This is a genomic window from Sphingopyxis witflariensis (assembly GCF_002205635.1).
Lineage (GTDB): Bacteria > Pseudomonadota > Alphaproteobacteria > Sphingomonadales > Sphingomonadaceae > Sphingopyxis > Sphingopyxis witflariensis.
In genome coordinates this window covers 210163-232865 of record NZ_NISJ01000006.1, presented here as the reverse complement: position 1 = coordinate 232865, position 22703 = coordinate 210163, and the positions used below count along the sequence as shown (strand labels likewise).

Here is a 22703-nt window from a genome sequence, read left to right as displayed (position 1 = left end):
CGGTCGGGCTCCGCCCTCCCTACGCCGCGCGCAGCGCAAAGGCGCGTGTCCGATCAACCTTGCGCCATCGTGAAAGGGGGTCCCTTTTGCGCGCCGATAGGGGGTCCCGTTTGCACGCCGATTGACAATAATCGCCGCAAGGACCATTCCCGCGACATGGGCGGACCAGAGACCGGCGCATGAGGCGCCCCGCGCACCTGCAGGGCCGCAGCGCAGCGGAGGAGCGCGACGGCGCGATTATTTGCAGCGAAGCGGCCGCGAGGAGCCGGCACAGCCGGCGGGGACATAATCGCACCGCCGCGCTTTCGCGGAGCGCCGTGCCGGTCCAGGTCCAATCGCCCGTCGCCGGGATGGTCTTGCGGCCCGATCGAGAGGGTCACCGGCAGCATCGGATCAGAGAAACATCGGAAGAAGGGCGGGACAGGCATATCCGCGCAAACCACCGCGCCGTCGAAGCGTTGCACAAGTCCGCAAGTCGACCGTCCGCCTCTTTCGTCCAGTCAGATCGCTGCGCCAATCGTGCACCGGGGATCGGCCGGGCGCACCGACTTTGGAAAGAATGCGATGAGTGGCTGAGCAATCCTCCCGATTTGGCGCGTTCGTACAATCGGACAGGACAGGCAGCGGTCATAGGCCCCTGCAACACGGTCTTCCACCGGCCGGTCGCTGATTACGACCCAAGGCTCTCGTCCGGTGGCGGGGCGATATTCTGCCATGCAGATATCGTTTAAGGCGGCGCGACTTTTCGCGCCGCCTTTTTTCTTTCTCTTCCGCGCCGAAGCCGATCACGGCTTCGGCGCGAGCGAAACGACAAAGCCGCGCCGGCCCGCAGGGTCGGCGCGCCATTTTCCCGATCAATCAAGAATGGGCGGGCGGCACGCAGCCGCCCGCCCCAATGGTCAGGCCGCGAGAGGTGGCTCCTCCCCGCCCCGCCCTTCGGCATCGATGCTCGCGGCAATCTCCACGCCCACCCGCGCATCGGCCGAGACACTGCCAACGCCGCCCCGCGCAGTATAGGCCGACGGCGGAAATGCCATCCATTGCGGCACCCAAGGCTCGGCTTTCGCCCGGCCATTCTCCCCGCCAAGGCAATCGGCGATGATCGCCTTGAGCACCTTCCCCTTCTCCCCGGCGTTCGCTGCCGCAACGTCCTCGCCCGCAACCTCGCCGACAATGGCGAGCAAGACTTCGCGGTCGCGCAGCTGGTCGAAGAAGGCCGCGTCCACCGACCAGTAACGGCGCATGTCGGTGCCAAGATGGAGGCCGATCATTTCCACCGCCTCGCTTCCCGCCTTCAAAGTCTCGCCCATGACGATCGCAACAATCTCCATCACCACCGGATCGGGCAATTCGAGAAGCCGCGTAAACAGCGGCGCAAAAGGGGGCCGGTGGAAATCCTTGCCTGTGACGGTTGGCGCTTCGTCGTCGAACCCCAGCACGGCCAGCACCGCGCGGCGCTTGAGGTCGAATGCCGCCTCTGCCGAACATCCTTCCACGCTCTCGGCAATTTCTTCCTTCGGTGCGCGCTGCGCCTCGACATCGACGCGCCAGAGATCGGCACCCGCTATCACATGCGCGAGCATTGCCCTGAGCGCTACGACGCCATGGCCCGCGAGGTCGGCCCGAACCGCTGCATGACGGTGAAGATCGATATAGGCATTGAGCGGACCCGACACCTCGGGGCGTGTCGGCTTCACGATTGCCGCGTCACCCTCACCGCTGCCCCGCGCACCTCGCGCCGCTTCCTTGGCGGTCAGGAACCCTTCGTGGAACATCACCTCGCCACTATCGCGAACCTCAACATAGATACGGCCGCCCTTGCGCTTGCCAGCATGGGCATGATCCCATTCACGGAACCACTGGCCGCGCTCCATGATGATCACGTCGGACCATCCGGCATCGATATAGTCGGCCTTGCACGCCTCAATCGCCGCCATCTGCGCCGACCAGAAGGTATCGCCGTCGGCAAAGAAGCGATCCTCGCCGAACAGGTCGGCGACAATGCCGCCCTTGAATGCATCGACGTCGAACAGCGCATGTTTGACCGCAATCGCCGTGCCGCCAAACAGCCAAGCTTTGAGCTGGTGACCCGTCGGGCAATAGGCGCTTTCATCGTCGAACAGGCCAAGCCATGCCTTCTGCTGGCTCTTCGACGCGAGGGTCAGATGACGGACGGTGCCGACATCAACCTGCCCGGCGCGATAGAGCATGCGGATGCGTGGGAGCAGATTGCCGAGCGCGAGAATGCGCTTCACAGCACCCGGCTCGAAGCCGAAAGTATCGGCCACCTCTTCGACGCTGCGCCCCGCCTTCACCAAGGCGACGAAGCTCTCCCACTGGCTGACCTCGTCGGGCCGAACCCGCGCGAGATTTTCGAGCATCGACGCTTCCAGCGCATCGGCATCATCGCCTTCGTCTAGGATCGCGCACGGGATGGGTTTCACCGCCCCGCCTTCGCGCACCACGGCATTGACGGCGGTAAAGCGTCGACGTCCGGCCACAATTTCGTAATGGCCTTCGGCGCAGTTGGGCCGGACGAGCAGCGGCACAAGGATGCCCCGCGAACGAATGCTCGGGAGCAGGTCGGCGACTTCGGGGTCCTTGCCCTTCCCGCGCATATTGGTGGCGGCAATCGACAGATGATCGAGATCGATAAAATCGAGTTACATGACAATCTTCCTTCTCTCTTCAACCACACCCGGCCCCGGACGGCGGGGCGGGCGGCGAGAAAAGGCAGAGGGACCGCGCCAGAGGCCGGCGCGCACCCGAAGGGCCGCAATGAAATAGAGGAGCCGCGCGAAGCGCGGCTTGCGCGATGGCCGAGCGGTCCCACAGCCGCGCGCCGAACGACACGCTGTCCGTGGCCGGCCCAACGGCAACGCCGCCGCGCGATCAGCGCGGCGTCACCACTGGGGAACAAACGCGCCCTTGGCGAAGCCGCAGGCGGGGCGGCGTGCGTGCGCAGCTGTGCCTAGCCGCCGCTCCGCCAAGATCAGCGAGCGAAGAGCGCAGCGCTGCCAACCGTGCAAACACGCGACCTCTGGCGGCAGCCTGCCGCCGCCAGTGTACGCTCAATTGTGGCCGCGCTCAGTTTAGACCGGCGAAACCATATTTTCCGGTGCGGCAGCGCCGCCGGCACAATAGCGCCCCCACGCTTCCATCAGTTTGATGCGCGCACCCGGCTGGGCTGGCGTCCCGAGATAGGTCGTCCGGCGATAGGCGGCCTGCACAGCGTCGGGTGTCTTATGAGCCAGCGCCGCCTCTACCACGGCGTCGGCAAAGTCTTCGTTGGCCGCCCAGTCAGTAAAAGTGGAACGAAAACCATGCACATGGAATGGTTCCTTCATGTCGCGCAGCACTTTTAACAGGGTCATGTCGGACATCGGCTTTCCAGCCACGCCCGGAAAAACGACATCCGTGTCTGGAAGCCGGAACGCGTTTGCTCTGGCCAGCACCGCCAGAGCCGCGTCAGATAGCGGTACCATATGAGCCTTGCCCCGCTTCATGTGGTCGGCGGGAATGGCCCACAGGCGCCCCTCCAAATCAAACTCGCTCCATGTCGCAAGCCGAACCTCCTGGCTGCGTATACCCGTCAGGATGAGCAGTTCGAGCGCGAGACGGCCAAAAGCCGGCTTTTGTCGCATAGCGGCGATGAAGGCAGGAACCGCGGTGTAAGGCATCGCCTTGCGATTCTCCCGCGACTTCACCTGCCGGGGCAATCCGCGCCCCGCCTTCAAGCTGCCATTGCCGGACGGAGCTTCGGTGGAGCGCCAGCCTTTCGCGTGCGCATAGTCCAGGACGACGCAGATCCGGTTGCGCACCTGACGCGCCGTTTCGGGGATCTCCTGCCAAATCGGCAACAACACATCGATGATATCCGCCGCGGCGATTCCCCCGGTTGCAACATCGCCCAGCTTCGGGAAGGCGTGGCGTTCGAGGCTGGCAAGCCATTGGCGGGCATAGATGGCACTTTTCCAGCCTGCCGCATTCTCTGTATGATATTGGCGCGCCGCTTCGCGGAATGTCAGTTTGGCCGCCGCTTCATCTTTCCTCTCGGCCAGTACATCGCGACGATCGATCTTGATGGCCTTGCGAAGTTCATAGGCTTTCTGCCGAGCCTCCGCGAGGGGGAGCAACTTGGCGCTGCCCAAGCCGATGTCCTGACGCTTGCCGTCGCGTTGCAGACGCAAAAGCCAATATGCTCCGCCCTTTTTGTTTACCTTCAAAAACAGCCCGTCACCGTCCTGATAGGTACCAGGACGTGTCATAGCTGCCTTAATCGCGAAAGCTGTAAGCTTTTTCATAGGGTTACCCCAGATTTTCATCCCCACACTTGGGAGGCCGATTCTCGAGGGTCCAAAAATCCATCCCCACATTCCTCCCCCAGTTTTTGCTGAGCTGCAGTGGTATGGGATGGGATGCAGAGGACCGAACCCAGCGATGATACGCTAGGTTTTCTGCCATTTCTAGGGGGTTTGGGGGACATCCTCGGATGGGAGGATGGTGGACAGGGCTGGATTCGAACCAGCGTACGGAAACCCGGGCAGATTTACAGTCTGCTGCCTTTAACCACTCGGCCACCTGTCCATTGGGGCCCGCTTTGGGAAGCGGTCCAATGGCGAAACGAAGCTTGCCTGTCAATGCCAGTCATGGGAAAGGCGCCCTCATGAGACAAATTTCCCGTCATCGCCGCCCCGCCGGCCAAAGTCCGCGCGGCCAGGCCATCCGTTTTTGGGGCCGTCACGCCGTTTTCGCGGCGCTCGAGAACCCCGAACGCACGATCAAGCGAATCTGGGGCACGCGCGAAGCGCTGGCGCAGATCGACGATCTGTCCCCGTCGATTCCCGTTTCCTACGCCGAGGTCACCGACCTTGCGCGACTCGTCGCTCGCGACGCACCGCATCAGGGGCTGGTGATCGAGGTCGATCCGCTCGAGGGCGTCTATCTGGGAGATGTGCTGCAGGCAGAGCTCGATGCCGACAGCCGCCGGCCACTGGTGATTCTCGATCAGGTCACCGACCCGCATAATATCGGCGCTGTGTTGCGTTCAGCCGCCGCCTTCGACGCCGCCGCGATCGTGACGCAGGACCGCCACAGCCCGCCCGAAAGCGGCGTCATCGCGCGTTCGGCATCGGGTGCGCTTGAAACCGTGCCGTGGGTGCGCGTCGTCAACCTGTCGCGCGCACTAGAGGAAATCGCCGAGGCCCAATATTGGCGCATCGGATTGACGGGCAATACCGAAACGACGCTCGCCGATACGCTCGACGGCACCCGCGTCGCCCTCGTGCTCGGCTCCGAGGGCGACGGCATCCGCCACAATGTCATGGAACATTGTGACGTGATGGCAAAACTGCCAATCTCGCCGCGCATGGAAAGCCTGAATATCTCAAACGCCGCAGCGATCGCGCTCTATGCAGTGGCGATGGCGGGTCGGGGCTAAGCCCAAATAGTCGTCATAGCGAGCACAGCGAAGCAATCCAGGGTGGCTTACCCTACCCCGGATTGCTTCGCTGCGCTCGCAATGACGTAAAAATATGCCTGAGGATCAATCCTCGACGGCGATCCGCACCTTCAGCCCGTCAAGCGCCTCGCTGAACGGCAGCTGGCACGACAGACGCGAATTATCGTCGCGGTCAGTGGTCGAATCGAGCAGGTCATTCTCGTCCTCGCTCATCGCGGGCAGTTGATCCTTCGCGCCTGCCTCGACATGGACGTGGCAGGTCGCACACGAACAGCAGCCGCCGCACAGCGCGAGCAGCTCGTCAAAGCCCGCATCGCGGATATTTTCCATCACGGTCAGGCTGGTATCGCCTTCGATCTCATGCTCGGTACCATCACGCGTCACCACAATCAGCTTGGCCATGCTCAATCCCATATCTGTTTCTCGCGGTCGCTATGTCGCGCGTTGCAACGCAAATCAAGCGTTGCTATTGGCAACGATGGGAACAAAAGGAGAATATAAGATGGGCCTCAGCCAGGAGAAGCTGAACAGCGGTATCGATGCGCTCGCCGCGATCGATTCGAACTTCGCGCGCGCGCTGGGCCATGCGGGCTATCCCGAGCCGCGAATCCGCGAACCCGGCTATACCACCCTGCTTCGCACCATCGTCGGCCAGCAGGTCAGCGTTGCCGCCGCGACCTCGATCTGGAACAAGCTGGAGGCGGCGTTCGGCGACGGTTGCCCGGCCAAGGTGATGGCGGCGGCGGAGTTCGACGCGCTACGCGCCTGCGGCCTGTCGGCACAGAAGCAGGGCTATGCCAAAAGCCTCGCGCAATTGATCCTCGACGGCGAGCTCGACGTCAGCGCCCTCCCCGCCGATGACGAGGAGGCGATCGCGCTGTTGACCAAGGTCAAGGGCATCGGGCGCTGGTCGGCTGAAATCTATCTGCTCTTTGCCGAGGGCCGCCCCGACATCTGGCCCGCCGGCGACCTCGCGGTGCAGGAAGCCGTCGGCCGCATCCTGAAACTCGACGCCCGGCCGAGCGAAAAGCAGGTCCGCGTGCTGGCCGAACATTGGCGCCCGCACCGGGGAGCTGCGGCGATCTTCAGTTGGCATTGCTATAATATGGCGGTGATCTGAGGGTGAACCACAACCACGCTATCTTCGTCCTTCCCGCGAAAGCGGGAACCCAATAGCGCCGTCGATGTGGCAGGACTTCGGCCCCACCATTTACCTCATGGCGTCGCGCCGCGACGGCACACTCCACCTCGGCGTGACGTCCGACCTTCTGCAACGCAAACATCTGCACCTTGAAGACCTCGTCCCGGGCTTCACCCGCGAATAGGGCGTGACGATGCTCGTCTGGTTCGAGCAGCATGCGACGATGGACGCGCCAATCCAGCGCGAAAAGCGAATCAAGAAATGGAATCGGCAATGGAAGCTCGATCTGATCGAGAAGAGCGATCCTGACTGGCGTGACCTTACCCAGGATTTCGGCTTTGATCCGCCAGACTGTTCTGGGTTCCCGGTTGCGTGGGAATGACGAAGGAAGGGGTCTCATCCCTAAAAACAAAAAGGGCCGGGTGGAGCATCCTCCACCCGGCCCTTTTTGTGTCGTGTCAGCCGAAGCTTATTTCTTGTCCGCAGCCTTTTTGGCCGGGGCTTTCTTTGCTGCGGGCTTGTCCTCGGCGTCCTTCGCCGGAGCAGCCTTCTTCGCAGCAGGCTTGTCTTCCGCAGCAGCTTCGGCCTTCTTTGCCGGTGCCTTTTTCGCGGGAGCTTCAGCAGCTTCTTCAGCTACGTCAGCCTTCTTGGCTGCGGGCTTCTTCGCAGCTGGCTTCTTCGCCGGCTTGTGGTCGTGATCATGGCCATGGCCACAGCCCGGGCCATGGACATGGCCGCCGTCGTCTTCGGCTTCGATCGCGGCTTCGATTTCTTCGCGGGTCACTTCGCGATCGGTGACTTCAGCCTTTTCGAACAGGAAGTCGACGACCTTGTCCTCATAGAGCGGCGCGCGCAGTTGGGCTGCGGCGAGCGCGTCCTGCTGGACATATTCCATGAAGCGACCGCGATCTTCGGGACGGTACTGCTGCGCCGCCTGCATGATCAGGCGCTGCATTTCCTGGTTCGAAACCTGCACGCCATGCGCCTGACCGATTTCGGAAAGGAGCAGGCCCAGACGGACGCGGCGAACGGCGATATCGCGATATTCGTCGCGATCCTTTTCCAGCTCGGCCTTCGCCGCTTCAGGATCTTCCTCGCGCGCGACTTCCTGTTCCAGCTGCTGCCAGATCTGGTTGAATTCGGCTTCCACCATCGACGGCGGAACTTCGAAATCATGGCTCGCGGCGAGCTGATCGAGAAGCTTGCGCTTCATATAGGTGCGGGTCAGGCCGTTCAGTTCCTGCTCGACCTGGTCCTTCATCAGCTCTTTGAGCTTGTCGAGGCTTTCAAGACCCAGCGTCTTGGCGAACTCGTCATCGATCTTGGTGTCAGCGGGAACCTTGATTTCCTTCACCGTCACGGCGAATTCGGCGTTGGCGCCCTTCAGCGTCTCGACCGGATATTCGTCGGGGAAGGTCACCTTGACGACCTTGTCGTCGCCAACCTTGACGCCGACCAGCTGATCTTCGAAGCCGGGGATCAACTGACCCGAACCGATTTCGACCGCCATGTCTTCGCCGGTGCCGCCGTCAAAGGCGACGCCATCGACGCTGCCGGCGAAGTCGATGATGACCTGGTCGCCAGTCGCGGCCTTCTTGGTCTTCGGCGCTTCTTCGAAACGCTTCATCTGCGCGGCGAATTCTTCGATCTTCGCCATCACGGCGCTGTCGTCGGCGGGAACGGTCAGACGCTCCAGCTTCAGGCCGTCGATCGAGGGAGTCTCGATGATGGGCAGCACTTCCAACGCGACAGTCAGTTCGGCATCCTTGCCGACTTCATACTCATCGGCCAGCGTCACTGCGGGCTGCAGCGCCGGGCGAAGTTTTTCCTTCGCCATCAGATCGCGCACGCCGGCGTCGATCGCCTTGTTCAGCGCGTCGGCCGACAGGGCCGGTCCGTGCATCTTGCGGATCAGGTTCGGCGGCACCTTGCCGGGGCGGAAGCCGGGCATACGCACCGTCGGCGCCATGCTCTTCACTTCGTCATCGACGCGTGCGTCGATATCCTTGGCGGTGATCGTGACGCGATATTCGCGCTTCAGGCCTTCGTTCAGCGTTTCGACGGTCTTCATTGCCTTGGTCTTATCCTTGCTCAAAATCTCGTATCGACAACCCCGACCAATATGGCGGAGTTCCCTATCCCGGCCCCATCCCCATGGGCATTGACGAACTGGTGCGGGCGAAGGGACTCGAACCCCCACATCTTGCGATACTGGTACCTAAAACCAGCGCGTCTACCAATTCCGCCACGCCCGCAGGAGCTTTCGGCCGGGTGCACAGGAGCCGCGCGCAAAACCGCGCCTGCCCGTGCGGGCCGCGCGGGGCTATAGCAGACGCGCGGCCAAGGGCAAGGGGCGGAACGCCGCGATGTCGAAGCGGTGGAACATGGACGCCGCCCGTTCGTTGATCGGGCAAGGAGACATGCCATGAATGCCCCGTCCAGTGCCACCGATCCGATGCCCAAACCCAAGCCTGATACGATCGAGCCAATGGCTCCGCCCGAACATCCCGTCCAGCCCACACCGCAGGAGGATCCGGCCGGCCAGCCCCTCGAAATCCCCGGCAGCCCCGGCGGCGGTGACATCGACGAGCCCGGCCGCGGCCCCGACGAGGTGCCGCCGCAGCAGGTCTGACCCGCCTCCCCATTTTCGTCACCCCGCCTTCGCAGGACGGAAGAATGATAGGTTGCTAAGGAAGACTTGACCCATCCCCTCGTCGCCCGCCACTGTGGCGACGAGGGAGACAAAAATGAAAACATTGACCGGCGCCATCGCGCTGCTTCTGGCGACGTCCGCGACGCACGCCATCGCGCAGGACAGCGTCCTCTATCGCGGCGGCCCGATCGTCACGATGGACGGCGACACGCCGCAGCTGGTTGAAGCGGTCGTGACGCGCGGCGACAGAATCGCTTTCGCCGGCTCTGAAAAGGAGGCGCGCCGGACCGCGGGCAAGGATGCCGTCACCCGCGACCTAAAGGGCGCCACGATGCTCCCCGGCTTTATCGACGCCCATTCGCACTTCACCTTCGCGCTGCAAATGGCGGGTGCGCTCGACCTCAGCGACAGGGCACTGCCGCCGGCAAAGACCATCGCCGAACTCCAGGCCGCGGTCGGCGACCATATCACGCGCCGCGCCATCCCCAAGGGCGACTGGGTTGTCGTCATGCAATATAATGAGGAAGCGCTGACCGAGCGGCGCCACATCACCCGCAGCGAACTCGACGCGGTCTCGCCCGATCACAAGATCGTCCTGTTCCACATTTCCTTCCACGGTCTCGTCGCCAACAGCCCCGCGCTCGCCGCCGCCAAGCTGACCGACGCCAGCCAACCGCCGCCGGGCGGGCTGATGCTGCGCGACGACGCCGGGCGCCTCAACGGCGTGCTGCTTGAAAAAGCGATGTTCACGATGGTGCCCGCGATGCCGCAGCCCACCGTCGAGCAAAAGCTCGCGGGGCTCGACGCCGCGCAGCAGCGCTATTTCGCCGAGGGCTATACCCATGCGCAGGACGGCGCGACCCAGCCCGCCGACCTCGCCTTTCTGACCAGCCCGGCAGCGCGCGAAAAGCTGAAGATCGACCTCGCGCTCCTGCCCTTTTACGCCGGTCTCGAGGCGCTACTCGCGCAGCCCGACCTCAAATTCGGCACTTATCAAGGCCATGTGAAGCTGCAGGGGATCAAATTCCTCCTCGACGGCAGCCCGCAGGCGCGCACCGCCTTTTTCACCCGCGACTATGCGCGCGGCGGCCCCGACGGCGCGCACCCCTGGCACGGTCAGCCGATCATCCAGCAGCAGGAGTTCGACACGCTCGCGCGCAAGGTCAACGACCGCGGCTGGCAGATTTTCGTCCACGCGAATGGCGACGCCGCGATCGATATGGCGATCAAGGGCTTCGACGCGATCGGCATCACGGCGGCCAACAACCTCCGTCCGATCGTCATCCACTCGCAGTTCCAGCGCCGCGACCAGCTCGCCGACTATGCCCGCATCGGCGTCGGCCCTGCCTATTTCTCGAACCACACATGGTATTGGGGCGACGTCCACCGTACCAACTTCGCCGCCGAGGTCGTCGATTTCATCAGCCCCTTCCGCTCGGCACGCGCCGCCGGGCTGACCCCGTCGAACCATAGCGACTACAGCGTCACCCCACTCGATACGCGCTTCATGCTCTGGACCTCGATGGCGCGCGTCTCGCCCACCGGCGTCGTGAGCGGCCCCAACGAACGGATCGACGCCTATGCCGCGCTCCAGGCCCTCACCACCGGCCCCGCATGGCAGGCTTTCGAGGAAGACCGCAAGGGCCGCATCAAGCCCGGTCTGCTCGCCGATTTCGTCATCCTCGACAAAAATCCGCTCACGACCCCCGTCGATGGCATCCGGGACATAAAGGTGCTGGAAACCATCAAGGATGGTCGCTCTGCCTGGCGTCCGAAGGAATAGGAAAATCGCCCTTTGGTCGGCACCCGTTGACTGGTAAGCTGCGCGCCTGCCATTCAACAGGAGCCGCCGCCATGCGTTCGACCGTTACGTTTTTCGCCCTCGCCGCCTCCGCGCTGCCGTTCACCGCTGCCGCCCAATCAGCGCCCGACGTCGCCGATCTGGTCGGCGCGCGTGGCGCGGGCGGTGAAACGCAATTGCTCGCGCGCGGCTATGAAAGCCGCGGCGGGAATGTCGTGCGCGACACCCGCTACACCTTCTGGTGGAACGCCCGCACCGGCCGCTGCATCTCGGTCGCGACGGCGGACGGCCGCTATTCGGCGATTACTGCCGTCCCGGCCGAAAATTGCCAGAGCGGCGGCCGTGCGGATGCCTATACACCCCCCGCCGACCATGATGTTCAGCGCAGCGAGCCCGGTTATCGCGACGCGAACTCGCTCGTTCTCGTCTGCTACGGCGCCGGCACCCGCCCGACCGTAACGAACCGACCGAGCTACAACTGGAACCCGCGGAAGCATAAATGGGAATGGAGCAATCAGCTCGGCAACAGCGCCGAGGGCTTCAATTCGGACATCCAGATCGAACTTTATGGCGACCACGGCCGCATCCACCTTGGGCCCAAGCTCGTCTCGCCAATCCATTCGGGCGGCGACAATGGCTGGTGGGATATCGACAATCTGGTCGTCACCCCGGATCGCATCACCGGCAGCTATCGCCTCAATGGCATGAACAAGCCCAAGCTGACCGTCGATCGACGCTCGGGCCGCATCACTATCCAGGCCGTCACCAATTTCTCGGGCCAGTGCGACATGGGCGATTGGGGTGCGGGACAGCGGCGCTTCTAAGGCGCCGTCCACCCCGCCGTATCAGCCAGCGCAGAAACGCACGAAACGCTGAATCGCCTGTTTCCCGTTCGCCGTCGCCGCCATATCGCGGGCGGCACCATCGGCGGTCATGCGCAGCCATCCATTGGCCGCAAAGGCGCGAATGAACGGCGATCCGCCCGCGAGTTCCTGCGAAGTAAAATAGGGAATTTCATCGACGTCGGTCGTGCCCGACAGGCGCAGTTTCTGGTCGCCCGAGACCAGCGCGATTGCGGCCAAGTCAGGCGAATTGCCCGAAATACCAGCAAAGATGCGATTTCCGCCCTCTTCGCAGCTGAAGTTCAGCGGCTGGTCGTCGGTGTCGGCGACTTCATAAGCGAGGATCGCGCTTTGCGTGCGTTCCTCATCATTAACGCGCATCGTCCAATCATAGCCGTCGCTCACCGCAGGCACGCCCGCAGCGCTCGCCGCACCGCCCAGCATCAATGCCAGAACGCCGCCGACCGAAACCCCAACCAAAGCCAAAGACCGCTTCATCATCATTCTGCCCTTCGTCATCATATTCGTGCCAATTTAAGCACTTATGATGACGAAGCGACTGAATTTGCTGTGAACCCGATCACTCGTGCCTCTCAGCGGAGCGCCTTTTTGAGCAATTCATTGACAACCTGCGGGTTCGCCTTGCCCTGCATCGCCTTCATCGTCTGACCGACGAAGAAGCCGAACAGCGCTTCCTTGCCGCCCTTATACTGCTCAACCTTATCGGCATTGGCAGCGAGGATTTTCGCGATTTCGGCTTCGATCGCTCCCGTGTCGCTGGTCTGCTTGAGGCCTTCGCGATCGACGATCGCCGCGGCTCCGTCGCCGCTCTCGAGCATCTTTTCGAACACCGTCTTGGCGATGGTGCCCGAAATCGTGCCGTCGGCGACGAGGCCCAGCAATTCGGCGGCCTGCTGCGGCGAGACCGGCGAATCGGTCAGATCACGGCCCATGCGGTTGAGCGCGCCGAACAATTCACTCGTCACCCAATTCGCCGCCGTGGGGCCCTTCGCGCCCGCGTCAAGCAAAGTGTCGAACCAGCGCGCCGCCTCGACCTCGGCCGTCAGAACGTCGGCGTTATACGCCGAAATCCCCAGCCCCAGATAACGGTCGCGCTTGGCATCAGGGAGCTCGGGCAGGCTCGCACGACATTCGGCGAGGAAGGCGTCATCGAGTTCGAGCGGCAACAGGTCGGGATCGGGGAAATAACGATAGTCGTGCGCGTCTTCCTTCGACCGCATCGAGCGCGTCTCGTTCCGGTCGGGATCGTAAAGCCGCGTTTCCTGCACCACCGTGCCGCCGCTTTCGATCAGCGCGACCTGACGCTTCGCTTCGCCTTCGATCACCGCCATCACGAAGCGCACCGAATTGACATTCTTCGTCTCGGTCCGCGTCCCGAATTCGTCGCCGGGCTTACGCACGCTGACGTTGACGTCGGCGCGCATCGAGCCTTCTTCCATATTGCCGTCGCACGAGCCGACATAGCGAAGGATCGCACGCAGCTTGCGGACATAGGCCCCGGCCTCGGCAGGCGAGCGCATGTCGGGCTTCGACACGATTTCCATCAGCGCAACGCCGCTGCGGTTGAGATCGACATAGGACATCGTCGGATGCTGGTCATGCATCAGCTTGCCGGCATCCTGTTCGATATGGATGCGCTCGACCCCGATCACCTTGGCTTCAGGCAATCCGGCTTTTTCATCGGCCTCGATCGTCAGCGAACCTTCCCCGACAATCGGATGATAAAGCTGCGAAATCTGATAGCCCTGCGGCAAATCGGCGTAGAAATAATTCTTCCGATCGAACCGCGAATATTTGTTGATCTGCGCCTCGATCGCCATGCCCGTGCGCACCGCCTGGCGGACGCATTCGCGGTTCGGCACCGGAAGCATGCCGGGCATCGCGGCATCGACCAGCGACACCTGCGTATTCGGCTCGGCCCCGAACGCCGTTGCGGCGCCCGAAAACAGCTTGGCGTTGGTCGTGATCTGGGCGTGAACTTCGAGGCCGATCACGACCTCCCACTCGCCGGTTTCACCCTTGATGCGGTACGTTGAATTACTCATTGCCCTAAATTCCGTTCGTCCTGAGCTTGTCGAAGGACCGTCCTTCTTCAAGCGTCGGATAGAAAGTACGGCCCTTCGACAAGCTCAGGGCAAACGGGGTAGAAAACTTACCACCACTTCTCCGCGCGCGCCGTAAACCCGGCCCGCTCTTCGATCGCGAGCCCGGCGTTGAGAACGCCCTGCTCGTCAAAAGCCTTGCCGATGATCTGCAGCCCGATCGGCAGCCCTTCGCGGTTCAACCCTGCGGGCACCGACATAGCGGGCAGTCCCGCAAGGCTCGCGGGCACCGCGAACACGTCGTTGAGGTACATCGACAACGGATCGGCGGTCTTTTCACCCAGCCCGAACGCCGCCGACGGCGCGGTCGGCGCGAGGATCACGTCGCAGCTTGCAAAAGCCTGCTCGAAATCGCGCGCGATCAGCGTCCGCACCTTCTGCGCCTGGGTATAATAGGCGTCGTAGAAGCCCGCCGACAGCACATAGGTGCCGATCATGATGCGGCGCTTGACCTCGGGTCCGAAACCCTCGGCGCGCGTCGCGGCATACATGTCCTGCAACCCCGCGCCCTGCGGCAGATCGCGCAAACCATAGCGCACGCCGTCATAGCGCGCGAGGTTCGACGACGCTTCGGCGGGCGCGATGATATAATAGGCCGGAAGCGCGTACTTCGTGTGCGGCAGGCTGATCTCGACGACCTCGGCCCCCGCATCCTTCAGCATCGCGATCCCGGCGTCCCACATCGCGTCAATGTCGGGGTCGATGCCTTCGAGGCGATATTCCTTGGGAATACCAACCTTCTTGCCCTTGAGATCGCTCGACAAAGCCGCTTCCCAATTGGGCACCGGCAGGTCGAGGCTGGTCGAATCCTTGGCGTCGAAACCCGCCATCACTTCGAGCATGATCGCGCAGTCGCGCACGTCGCGCGCCATCGGCCCTGCCTGATCGAGCGAGCTGGCGAACGCGACAATGCCCCAGCGCGAGCAGCGGCCATAGGTCGGCTTGATCCCGCTGATGCCAACGAAGGCCGCGGGCTGGCGGATCGAGCCGCCGGTGTCGGTCCCCGTCGCCGCGGGGCAGAGCCGCGCCGCGATCGCCGACGACGAACCGCCCGAAGACCCGCCCGGCGCAAGCGCGGCCCGGTCTTTAAGATTTGGGCCGCCATCGTTGCGCCGCCAGGGCGAAATCACATTGCCGAAATAGCTCGTCTCGTTCGACGACCCCATCGCGAACTGGTCGAGGTTCAGCTTGCCCAGCATCCCCGCGCCCGCGTCCCACAATTTCTGGCTGACGGTCGATTCATAGGGCGGGACAAAGCCTTCGAGCATGTGGCTCGCGGCGGTCGTCTGCACGCCCTTGGTCGCGAACAAATCCTTCATCCCGATCGGCACGCCCGACAGGGGTTTCAGCGTCCCCGCGGCGCGATCGGCATCGGCCGCCTTCGCGGCGGTCAGCGCATGCTCGGGGGTCTCGACGATGAACGCGTTGAGCGCCTTCGCGCCCGCCACATTGGCGCTAAACGCCTCGGCGACTTCGACGGCGCTGAAATCGCCCGCGCGGTGGCCGTCGCGGATTCCGGCGACGGTAAGGTTGGTCAGGTCAGTCATTTCGTTTCTCACCGTTCCCCGGCGAAAGCCGGGGCCCAGAGCGTCAAAGCGCCCAAATTCTCGTTTCTGGATCCCGGATCGGTCGCCGCTCGGCGGCTGTCCGGGATGATCGAATGATGTTCCATCATTCGATCACCTTGGGCACGCCAAAGAAACCATGCTGCGGCGCCGGCGCATTGGCCAGCACATCGTCGCGGCGGTTCCCGCCGGTCAGCGGGTCGGCGTTGATGACGTCGTCGCGCAGCCGCAGGCTGTTCGGGATCACCGCAGTCATCGGCTCGACCCCGGTCACATCGACCTCGCCGAGTTGTTCGACCCAGCCGAGGATACCGTTTAATTCGCCTTCCATCGCGGTGGCCTCCGCATCGCTGATCGCGATGCGCGCCAACGACGCGATTTTCCTTACTGTTGCCTGATCGATTGACATGATCATCCTAACTTTAACGAAGCCGCGCCGCTAGCATCCCCGCCCCGGCGCTTCAACCTTCCTGATCCTCCCTGTGACGAAGTCATGGGGAGGGGGACCGTCCGCGAAGCGGATGGTGGAGGGGCCGCGACCTCGCGCAATCAGCCCCTCCGTCAGCGCTTCGCGCCGCCACCTCCCCATCGCTGCGCGACAGGGAGGATCAATTCACTCAAAAGTCCCCGATTCCGGCACGCCATTCACCAGGATGCGCCGCTGCTGCACCGTCTCGACCTCAATCGTCGCTTTCGACAGGTCGATCTCGGGCCGCTTCGGCCGCGTGTCGCGGGTCAGGTCGCCCTGCACCCATCGCCCTTCCTTGTTCCGCATCACGAAGTCGAAATTCGTCGTCTCGCCGGGCTCATTCTGCCCCATCACCCCGATCCGGTCATCGGCCAGCCATACCGCGACGCACGCCTTCGCGCGCTGGCACATATAACTGCCTGAGACGATCGCGAGTGCGTCGGCGGGCAGCGGGCGGTCCGCGGGGAACACCCGCAACCGCTCGGCGAAGGGCTTCATCAGCGCCGGACCGCGCGGCCCGCCGAGGTCCCAGCGATTTTTCGTCTCCAGCGCCAGCTTCGCCGCGTCGGCGCGCGCCTTTTGCGGCGACTTCGTCAACTCCTTCAGCGCCGCGCGCCCGCTTGGCCCGAAATCAAATGCCATCGCCGCCCAATCGAACTTTTCGGTCGAGATCGCGCCCGACTTCAGCCGCGCCATCTGGTCGCGCGTCGAAATCGCCCCGAAATCGACGATCGGCAGCGCGAGGAAGGCAGCGAGCAGCATAAGCCCGATCGCCAGCCTCTGCTGCAACGGCCGCAGCAGATCGTCGAAATCGCGCCGCCCCTTTACCACTGCCCACAGACCCACCAGCCCGTAAGCCACCGCGATCACCGCCGCGATCACCCCCCAGATACGCTCAGGCGTCCAGCCATATTGGCCGATGCGCAAATACATCGAATAAAAGGCGATACTCGCCAGCGGCAGCACCGCGACCGCCAGCACCGGCGCGGCCCAGCGCAGTATGTGGTTCGCCGGGCGATCCTCGGCGCCATTGCCGATCACGGCATTGGCGAGCAGTACCGCAAAGGCGCCCGCCGCCATCATCAACGCCGCGGTCGAAAAGCCTGAATCCCAGAGTTTCTGCAGGCCAGTTCCCGCGAGCGACAGCAGGAAGATCACGAGCGCGGCCGCCAACACCGGCGCGAGCACCGCCAACACGATCATCACCAGCCGCTGGAGCGTCGAAACCAGCTTGTCGCGTTCACGCAACAGCCCGACCGCGCCTCCGAACGCCGCACCCGCGAGCATCCAGCCGAACCATTCGTCGTTGAGCAGGTCGCGGATCACATCGATCCCGATCAGGTGGAACATCTCCGAAATCAGCAGGACGAGCAGGAAGCTCACCCCGACGAATGCCAGACTCGCCGCGCCGATCACCGCATCGGTCCACGCATGGCTGTGCAGCCGCTCGTACGGCATCTGCCACAGCTTCCAGAAGCGCCAGTCGGGTGCGACATCGCGCCGCGTCTGGAATAGGGGCGTCGCGACCAGCACCGCGAGCAGTCCCGACCAGAAAGGCCATTCGATCGGCGAACCCTGTATATTATACGCCGCCGCCTGCGACGCGATCAGCCCCATCACCGCACCCCACAGGAGCGCGAAACCCGCCGCCCACTGCCAGCGGCGCAGTTCGACCCCCAGCACGAAAACAATGGTCGAAATCGCCACGAACGCCGCGAGCCCGTCGAGCAACGGCGCCGGTTCAGCGACATATTGGCGATCGACGAGCATGTGGAACAAGAACCCTGCGACGGCGCAGATCGCCGCCAGGATCCACGGCCGCAGCGGCCACGGCGGATCGCTGTCGTTGAGCCGCGCTGACACGGGAAGCGGCGAATCGGGGGCGATGGATGATGAAGCGTCGGTCATGGCCTCAGCCTATCGCGTAACATCGTCATGCTGAACCTGTTTCAGGATCCATGGCCTAAAGGCGCGCGTTCAGGCTATGGATGCTAAAACACGTTCGGCATGACACGTTATTTGAAGCCGTCGTCACGAGCGGATACAGAAGCCGAAACCTCTCCCTCGCCTCATGGAGCCCCAATGGCCCGCAAATTCCTCTACTTCATCGCCGCCGTCATCATCCTCATCCTCGCCGCCGGGGTTGTGTATCAGCTTTATCCAGGCTGGATCGCGCGCACCGCCTTCGTCCCCAGCGCCGAATTCAAGCCGCAGGCCGCGGTGACGCCGAACGCCTATGACGACCCCAAAATGTGGTTCGCGCGGCCCGGGATGGAGAAGAACCCCTCGGGCTGGCGCCCCGAAGTCGTCAACGCCCGCACGCCGTCGCCCGACAGCGCCGAAGCACAGCGCGGCGACCAGCTCATTCCGCCCGCCAATGCCGCCCAACCCACCGCCGACGCGCCGCCCAAGGGCGACGCCGCAGTCTTCTTCGTCCACCCGACCAGCTATTACAGCCGCTCAAGCTGGAACGCCCCGCTTGCGGATCGCGATTCGGATCACCGCGCCAATTTGTTCGTTCAGGGCATGGCGAGCGCCTTTGCCGACGCCGGCGACATCTGGGCGCCGCGCTATCGCCAGGCGACCCTCGGCGCCTTCCTCGCCGAAGACCGCGTCACCGCGGGCAAGGCGATCGACGCCGCCTATCAGGATGTCGAACAGGCGTTCGACGCCTTCATCGCCGCGCAGCCCAAGAATAAGCCGATCATTCTCGCGGGCCACAGCCAGGGCGCGCTCCACCTCACTACTTTGCTCAAGAACAAGATTGTCGGCACCCCGCTCGCCAAGCGCATCGTCGCGGTCTATGCCGTTGGCTGGCCGATCTCGGTCGAAACCGACATGGCGGGCCTCGGCCTTCCCGCATGCCAGACGCCGGAGCAAAAAGGCTGCATCCTCAGCTGGGTGAGCTTCGCGGCGCCCGCCGACCCCGAAATGGTCCTGGGCGCCTATGACGGCACGATCGGCTTCGACGGCCGCCCGCGCGCCGGCACGCGGATGCTGTGCACCAACCCGATCACCGGCACCCCCGACGCCGGGGCGACGCCTGATACCAATCTCGGCACGCTGAAGCCCACCACGGGCTTCAAGAGCGGATCGCTGGTCGCGGGCAAGATCGGCGCCCAATGCGACGACGCGCGCGGCCTGCTGATGATCGGCGACGGCGACATTGCGAAAAATTATGTCGTCGCGGGCTATGTGCTGCCGGGTAACAATTACCATGTCTATGACATCACCCTCTTTTGGGCGAACGTCCGCGCCGACGTGCTGCGCCGGCTGGCGACATTCGAGGGGAAACCCTCGCCCGTTCCGCCTGCAGTGGCGGCCATTCCCGTCACGCTGGCGCCCACCCCCGCCAATTCGTCACCCCCGCCCCCTTCGTCGTCACCCCGGACTTGATCCGGGGTCCATTCGGGACCCGCTATCTATTGCGGCATCGCCTCCCAACACCTCGTCATTGCGAGCGCAGCGAAGCAATCCAGAGTTGCGCAGAACCGCCTCTGGATTGCCGCGTCGCTTCGCTCCTCGCAATGACGACATTTGGTTGATAGAGCCCACTCCATGATTACCACCGCCGCCCCCGAATTCGCCGCAGCGCTGCCGAACGGCGGCCGCCTCATGGCCCTCGACGTCGGCACCAAGACCATTGGCGTCGCCTTTTGCGACGCGAACTGGGCCTTCGCGACCCCCGACAAGACAATCATCCGCAAGAAATTCTCCGCCGACCTCGAAATCCTGAAGGCGCTCGTCGCAGCACAGTCGATCGTCGGTCTCGTCGTCGGCCTGCCGCTCAACATGGACGGCACCGACAGCCCGCGCACCCAAAGCACCCGCGCCTTCGCGCGCAACCTCGTGCCGCTCGGCCTGCCGCTCCTGCTGTGGGATGAACGCTGGTCGACCGCCGCGGTCGAGCGCGCGATGATCGCTGCCGACGTCAGCCGCGCCAAACGCGCCGAACGCATCGACAGCGCCGCCGCTGCCTTCATCCTGCAAGGCGCCATCGACGCACTGACCCGCCCGTGATGGTGCGCGGTTGACCGAATATATCCTCTATTGGCTTGGCGTCGCGAACGGCATCGCCTTCGGCTTGATGGTCGTCGACAAACGCCGCGCCGAGGCGGGCGCACGGCGCATTTCCGAAAGCACACTTCTCCGCTGGGTTTTTTTCGGCGGCGCATTCGGCACCTACGCCGCTTCGCGCCTCGTCCGCCACAAGACGCGCAAGCAGCCGTTCGCGACGCAAATGATCGTCATTCTCGCCCTCGAAATCATCCTGCTCGCGCTTTGGGCGTCGGGATTTCTTGGGCCGCTGGTCGCGGCAATGCTTGCTTATTTGCCTGATCCTGCATAGAGGCTCGGCTTTAATGACAATCGCAAAAACCCGACCCGTCAGCGACTATCCGCCCGGCGGCGATGCCTTTCGCCATCGCCACCTGATCGGCATCGCCCAGCTCACCCCGTGGGAAATTTCCTACGTTCTCGACGCCGCCGAACAGTGGGTCGATCTGAACCGCGCGGGCGCCGCAAAGCATGACGATGCGCTCGCTGGCCTCACCATCATCAATGCCTTTTTCGAAAATTCGACGCGCACCTTGCTGTCGTTTGAAATCGCCGGAAAACGTCTCGGCGCCGACGTCGTCAACATGCACGCCGCGCAGTCGAGCGTGAAAAAGGGCGAAACGCTGATCGACACCGCGATGACATTGAACGCGATGCGCGCCGACGCCCTCGTCATCCGCCATCAAAGCTCGGGTGCGGTCCAGCTGATAGCCGACAAGGTCGACTGCCCCGTACTCAACGCCGGCGACGGCCGCCACGAGCATCCGACGCAGGCATTGCTCGACGCGCTCACCATCCGCCGCCGTAAGGGTAAGGTCGAGGGCCTCACCATCGCGATCTGCGGCGACGTCCTTCACAGTCGCGTCGCACGCTCGAACATCCTCGCGCTGACCCTGCTCGGCAATGAAGTGCGCGTCGTCGCGCCGCCGACGCTCACCCCGCCCGCGATAGAGCGGATGCACGTCACCACCTTCACCGACATGAATGAAGGCATCAGGGACGCCGACGTCGTGATGATGCTCCGCCTCCAGAACGAACGCATGGACGGCGCTTATCTGCCGAGCGCACGCGAATATCATGCGCTCTATGGCCTGACGCCGAAACGCCTCGAAAAAGCGAAGCCCGATGCGATAGTCATGCACCCCGGCCCGATGAACCGCGGGGTCGAAATCGACAGCAGCGTCGCCGACGATCCCGTCCGCTCGACCATCACCGAGCAGGTCGAAATGGGGGTCGCCGTCCGCATGGCCTGCCTCGACATTTTGACCCGCCGCAAACGAAAGATACCGGGATGGGCGTGACGCCGCTCCACATCGTCAACGCCCAGCTGATCGACGGCGACACGCCGCGTCCGGGCAGCCTGCTCGCAGTAGACGGCCGCATCGCCGAAATTGACCCGACTGAGCTTCCCGAGGGCAGCGAGACCGTCGACGCCAAGGGCCAGTGGCTCGCCCCCGGCATCATCGATCTGGGCGTCTTCGCGACCGACAAGCCCGCCTTTCACTTCGGCGGCATCACCCGCGCGGCGCTGATGCCCGACGCCGGGCGCCTCGACGACCCCGGCCTGGTCGAGCGAGCAGCAAAGGGCGGCAAGCCCGACCTGTGGGTCCACCCCGTCGCTGCCGCGACCAAGGGGCTTGCGGGCAAGGAGCTCGCCGAAATCGGCATGATGAAGGGCGCAGGCGCGCGCGCGATCGCCACCGGCCGCGCGCGCATCGCCGATAGCGGCGTGATGCGCCGCATACTCAGCTACGCCGCCTCGCTCGGCCTCGTCACGATCATCCATGCCGAAGATGAAGGACTCACCGCCGGCGCGGTCACGACCGACGGCGAAATGGCGACCCGCCTTGGCCTCGCCTCTGCACCCGCCATCGCCGAAGCGATCGCGATCGCCCGCGATCTGATGCTGGTGGAAGAAACCGGTGCGCCCGTCCATTTCCGCCAGGTCACCACCGCGCGCGGCCTCGACCTGATCCGCACGGCCAAGGCGAAGGGGCTGCCCGTCCTTTGCGGCATCACCCCCGCGCATCTTTTCCTTTCGGACACTGCGATCGGCGATTTCCGCACCTTCGCGCGCCTGTCGCCGCCGCTGCGGTCGGAGGATGACCGCCACGCCTGTCTCGCCGCGATCAAGGACGGCACGATCGACATCTTGTCGTCAGGCCACGACCCGCGCGGTCCCGAAGACAAGCGCCTCCCCTTCGCCGAGGCGCAGCCCGGCATGGCAGGCGCCGAGACCCTGCTCGCGCTCGGCCTCAACCTCGTCCGCGACGGTCATGTCTCGCCGGGGCGTCTGTTCGAACTACTCGCACGCACCCCCGCCTGCCTGCTTGGCGTCGACGCCGGCCGCCTGACGGTAGGCATGGAGGCCGACCTCATCCTCGTCGACGCCGACACGCCGTGGCAGGTCGATGCGAAGAAGATGGCGGCCTGGGCCGGCAACACCCCCTTCGACGGCATGCCCGTCCAGGGCCGCGCCACCGCTATGTGGAAGGGCGGCCAGCGGATACGCTAGGGGCCCGCGCTCAGCGGCAATCCGACGAGTGATTGCCTTCTCTGGAACAGAAATCTGCCCATTATGACACTCGTCAC

Annotated in this window: 21 protein-coding genes and 2 tRNA genes; 12 read left to right on the top strand and 11 right to left on the bottom strand. The window is 64.0% G+C overall.

The window, feature by feature from the left end; translation table 11 throughout:
- Positions 1-899 precede the first annotated feature (899 nt).
- The 3 genes from CDQ91_RS13135 to CDQ91_RS13125 all read right to left on the bottom strand — a co-directional run bounded on the left by CDQ91_RS13135 (position 900) and on the right by CDQ91_RS13125 (position 4587).
- On the bottom strand, positions 900-2654 hold the full coding sequence (locus tag CDQ91_RS13135) for a ParB/RepB/Spo0J family partition protein (RefSeq protein WP_272897617.1): 1755 nt from the start codon (positions 2652-2654) through the stop codon (positions 900-902).
- Positions 2655-3092: 438 nt separating this feature from the next.
- Positions 3093-4304, bottom strand: a complete 1212-nt coding sequence (locus tag CDQ91_RS13130) for a tyrosine-type recombinase/integrase (protein ID WP_088473159.1) — start codon at positions 4302-4304, stop codon at positions 3093-3095.
- A 197-nt stretch (positions 4305-4501) separates the two neighbouring features.
- Positions 4502-4587, bottom strand: a tRNA-Tyr gene (locus CDQ91_RS13125).
- 79 nt (positions 4588-4666) lie between these two features.
- Here CDQ91_RS13125 and rlmB point away from each other — a divergent pair.
- Positions 4667-5440 (top strand): 23S rRNA (guanosine(2251)-2'-O)-methyltransferase RlmB, encoded by a 774-nt coding sequence (rlmB, locus tag CDQ91_RS13120; RefSeq protein ID WP_158213674.1) that lies wholly within the window; start codon positions 4667-4669, stop codon positions 5438-5440.
- A 105-nt stretch (positions 5441-5545) separates the two neighbouring features.
- Here rlmB and CDQ91_RS13115 read toward each other — a convergent pair whose 3' ends face one another.
- Positions 5546-5863, bottom strand: coding sequence for a 2Fe-2S iron-sulfur cluster-binding protein (locus tag CDQ91_RS13115; RefSeq protein ID WP_088473196.1), 318 nt, complete (start codon positions 5861-5863; stop codon positions 5546-5548).
- A gap of 100 nt (positions 5864-5963) precedes the next feature.
- On the opposite strand from CDQ91_RS13115, the gene CDQ91_RS13110 reads away from it, so the two are divergent.
- From CDQ91_RS13110 to CDQ91_RS21955, 3 genes are all read left to right on the top strand, one after another.
- Positions 5964-6581, top strand: coding sequence for a DNA-3-methyladenine glycosylase family protein (locus CDQ91_RS13110; protein WP_088473157.1), 618 nt, complete (start codon positions 5964-5966; stop codon positions 6579-6581).
- 64 nt (positions 6582-6645) lie between these two features.
- On the top strand, positions 6646-6786 hold the full coding sequence (locus tag CDQ91_RS21960; RefSeq protein WP_336579927.1) for a GIY-YIG nuclease family protein: 141 nt from the start codon (positions 6646-6648) through the stop codon (positions 6784-6786).
- A 9-nt stretch (positions 6787-6795) separates the two neighbouring features.
- A complete protein-coding gene (locus tag CDQ91_RS21955) occupies positions 6796-6984 on the top strand; it encodes a GIY-YIG nuclease family protein (RefSeq protein WP_336579926.1) in 189 nt (62 codons plus the stop codon).
- Positions 6985-7071: 87 nt separating this feature from the next.
- Here the strand turns inward: CDQ91_RS21955 and tig are convergent, their stop codons facing one another.
- Complete coding sequence (gene tig / locus CDQ91_RS13100; protein WP_088473195.1) at positions 7072-8673, bottom strand: trigger factor; 1602 nt, start codon at positions 8671-8673, stop codon at positions 7072-7074.
- Positions 8674-8772: 99 nt separating this feature from the next.
- Positions 8773-8857 (bottom strand) — tRNA-Leu (locus tag CDQ91_RS13095).
- 170 nt (positions 8858-9027) lie between these two features.
- On the opposite strand from CDQ91_RS13095, the gene CDQ91_RS13090 reads away from it, so the two are divergent.
- The 3 genes from CDQ91_RS13090 to CDQ91_RS13080 all read left to right on the top strand — a co-directional run bounded on the left by CDQ91_RS13090 (position 9028) and on the right by CDQ91_RS13080 (position 11880).
- On the top strand, positions 9028-9234 hold the full coding sequence (locus CDQ91_RS13090; RefSeq protein ID WP_088473156.1) for a hypothetical protein: 207 nt from the start codon (positions 9028-9030) through the stop codon (positions 9232-9234).
- A 115-nt stretch (positions 9235-9349) separates the two neighbouring features.
- On the top strand, positions 9350-11038 hold the full coding sequence (locus tag CDQ91_RS13085; RefSeq protein ID WP_088473155.1) for an amidohydrolase: 1689 nt from the start codon (positions 9350-9352) through the stop codon (positions 11036-11038).
- Positions 11039-11109: 71 nt separating this feature from the next.
- Positions 11110-11880 (top strand): hypothetical protein, encoded by a 771-nt coding sequence (locus CDQ91_RS13080; RefSeq protein WP_088473154.1) that lies wholly within the window; start codon positions 11110-11112, stop codon positions 11878-11880.
- Positions 11881-11901: 21 nt separating this feature from the next.
- Here the strand turns inward: CDQ91_RS13080 and CDQ91_RS13075 are convergent, their stop codons facing one another.
- The 5 genes from CDQ91_RS13075 to CDQ91_RS13055 form a co-directional block, all read right to left on the bottom strand.
- Positions 11902-12402, bottom strand: a complete 501-nt coding sequence (locus tag CDQ91_RS13075) for a hypothetical protein (RefSeq protein WP_144036770.1) — start codon at positions 12400-12402, stop codon at positions 11902-11904.
- An 89-nt stretch (positions 12403-12491) separates the two neighbouring features.
- Entirely contained in the window at positions 12492-13964 is a 1473-nt protein-coding gene (gatB, locus tag CDQ91_RS13070) for an Asp-tRNA(Asn)/Glu-tRNA(Gln) amidotransferase subunit GatB (RefSeq protein ID WP_088473152.1), read from the bottom strand.
- A gap of 107 nt (positions 13965-14071) precedes the next feature.
- Entirely contained in the window at positions 14072-15568 is a 1497-nt protein-coding gene (gene gatA / locus CDQ91_RS13065) for an Asp-tRNA(Asn)/Glu-tRNA(Gln) amidotransferase subunit GatA (protein ID WP_088473151.1), read from the bottom strand.
- Positions 15569-15692: 124 nt separating this feature from the next.
- The gene (gene gatC, locus CDQ91_RS13060; RefSeq protein WP_088473194.1) at positions 15693-15995 is read right to left on the bottom strand and encodes an Asp-tRNA(Asn)/Glu-tRNA(Gln) amidotransferase subunit GatC; all 303 of its coding nucleotides are present in this window, start codon (positions 15993-15995) and stop codon (positions 15693-15695) included.
- 204 nt (positions 15996-16199) lie between these two features.
- Positions 16200-17963 carry a DUF4153 domain-containing protein gene (locus CDQ91_RS13055; RefSeq protein WP_088473150.1) on the bottom strand — a complete coding sequence of 588 codons (1764 nt, stop codon included), beginning with the start codon at positions 17961-17963 and terminating at the stop codon, positions 16200-16202.
- A 174-nt stretch (positions 17964-18137) separates the two neighbouring features.
- Here CDQ91_RS13055 and CDQ91_RS13050 point away from each other — a divergent pair, with 174 nt between their 5' ends.
- The 5 genes from CDQ91_RS13050 to CDQ91_RS13030 all read left to right on the top strand — a co-directional run bounded on the left by CDQ91_RS13050 (position 18138) and on the right by CDQ91_RS13030 (position 22626).
- Entirely contained in the window at positions 18138-19451 is a 1314-nt protein-coding gene (locus tag CDQ91_RS13050) for a DUF3089 domain-containing protein (protein ID WP_088473149.1), read from the top strand.
- 162 nt (positions 19452-19613) lie between these two features.
- A complete protein-coding gene (ruvX, locus tag CDQ91_RS13045) occupies positions 19614-20075 on the top strand; it encodes a Holliday junction resolvase RuvX (RefSeq protein ID WP_088473148.1) in 462 nt (153 codons plus the stop codon).
- Positions 20076-20085: 10 nt separating this feature from the next.
- The gene (locus tag CDQ91_RS13040) at positions 20086-20403 is read left to right on the top strand and encodes a DUF1294 domain-containing protein (protein WP_237245974.1); all 318 of its coding nucleotides are present in this window, start codon (positions 20086-20088) and stop codon (positions 20401-20403) included.
- Positions 20404-20416: 13 nt separating this feature from the next.
- Positions 20417-21412 carry an aspartate carbamoyltransferase catalytic subunit gene (locus tag CDQ91_RS13035; RefSeq protein WP_088473147.1) on the top strand — a complete coding sequence of 332 codons (996 nt, stop codon included), beginning with the start codon at positions 20417-20419 and terminating at the stop codon, positions 21410-21412.
- Positions 21409-22626, top strand: a complete 1218-nt coding sequence (locus tag CDQ91_RS13030) for a dihydroorotase (protein ID WP_088473192.1) — start codon at positions 21409-21411, stop codon at positions 22624-22626. Before CDQ91_RS13035 ends, CDQ91_RS13030 begins: the two co-directional genes overlap by 4 nt.
- The last annotated feature ends 77 nt before the right edge of the window (positions 22627-22703 follow it).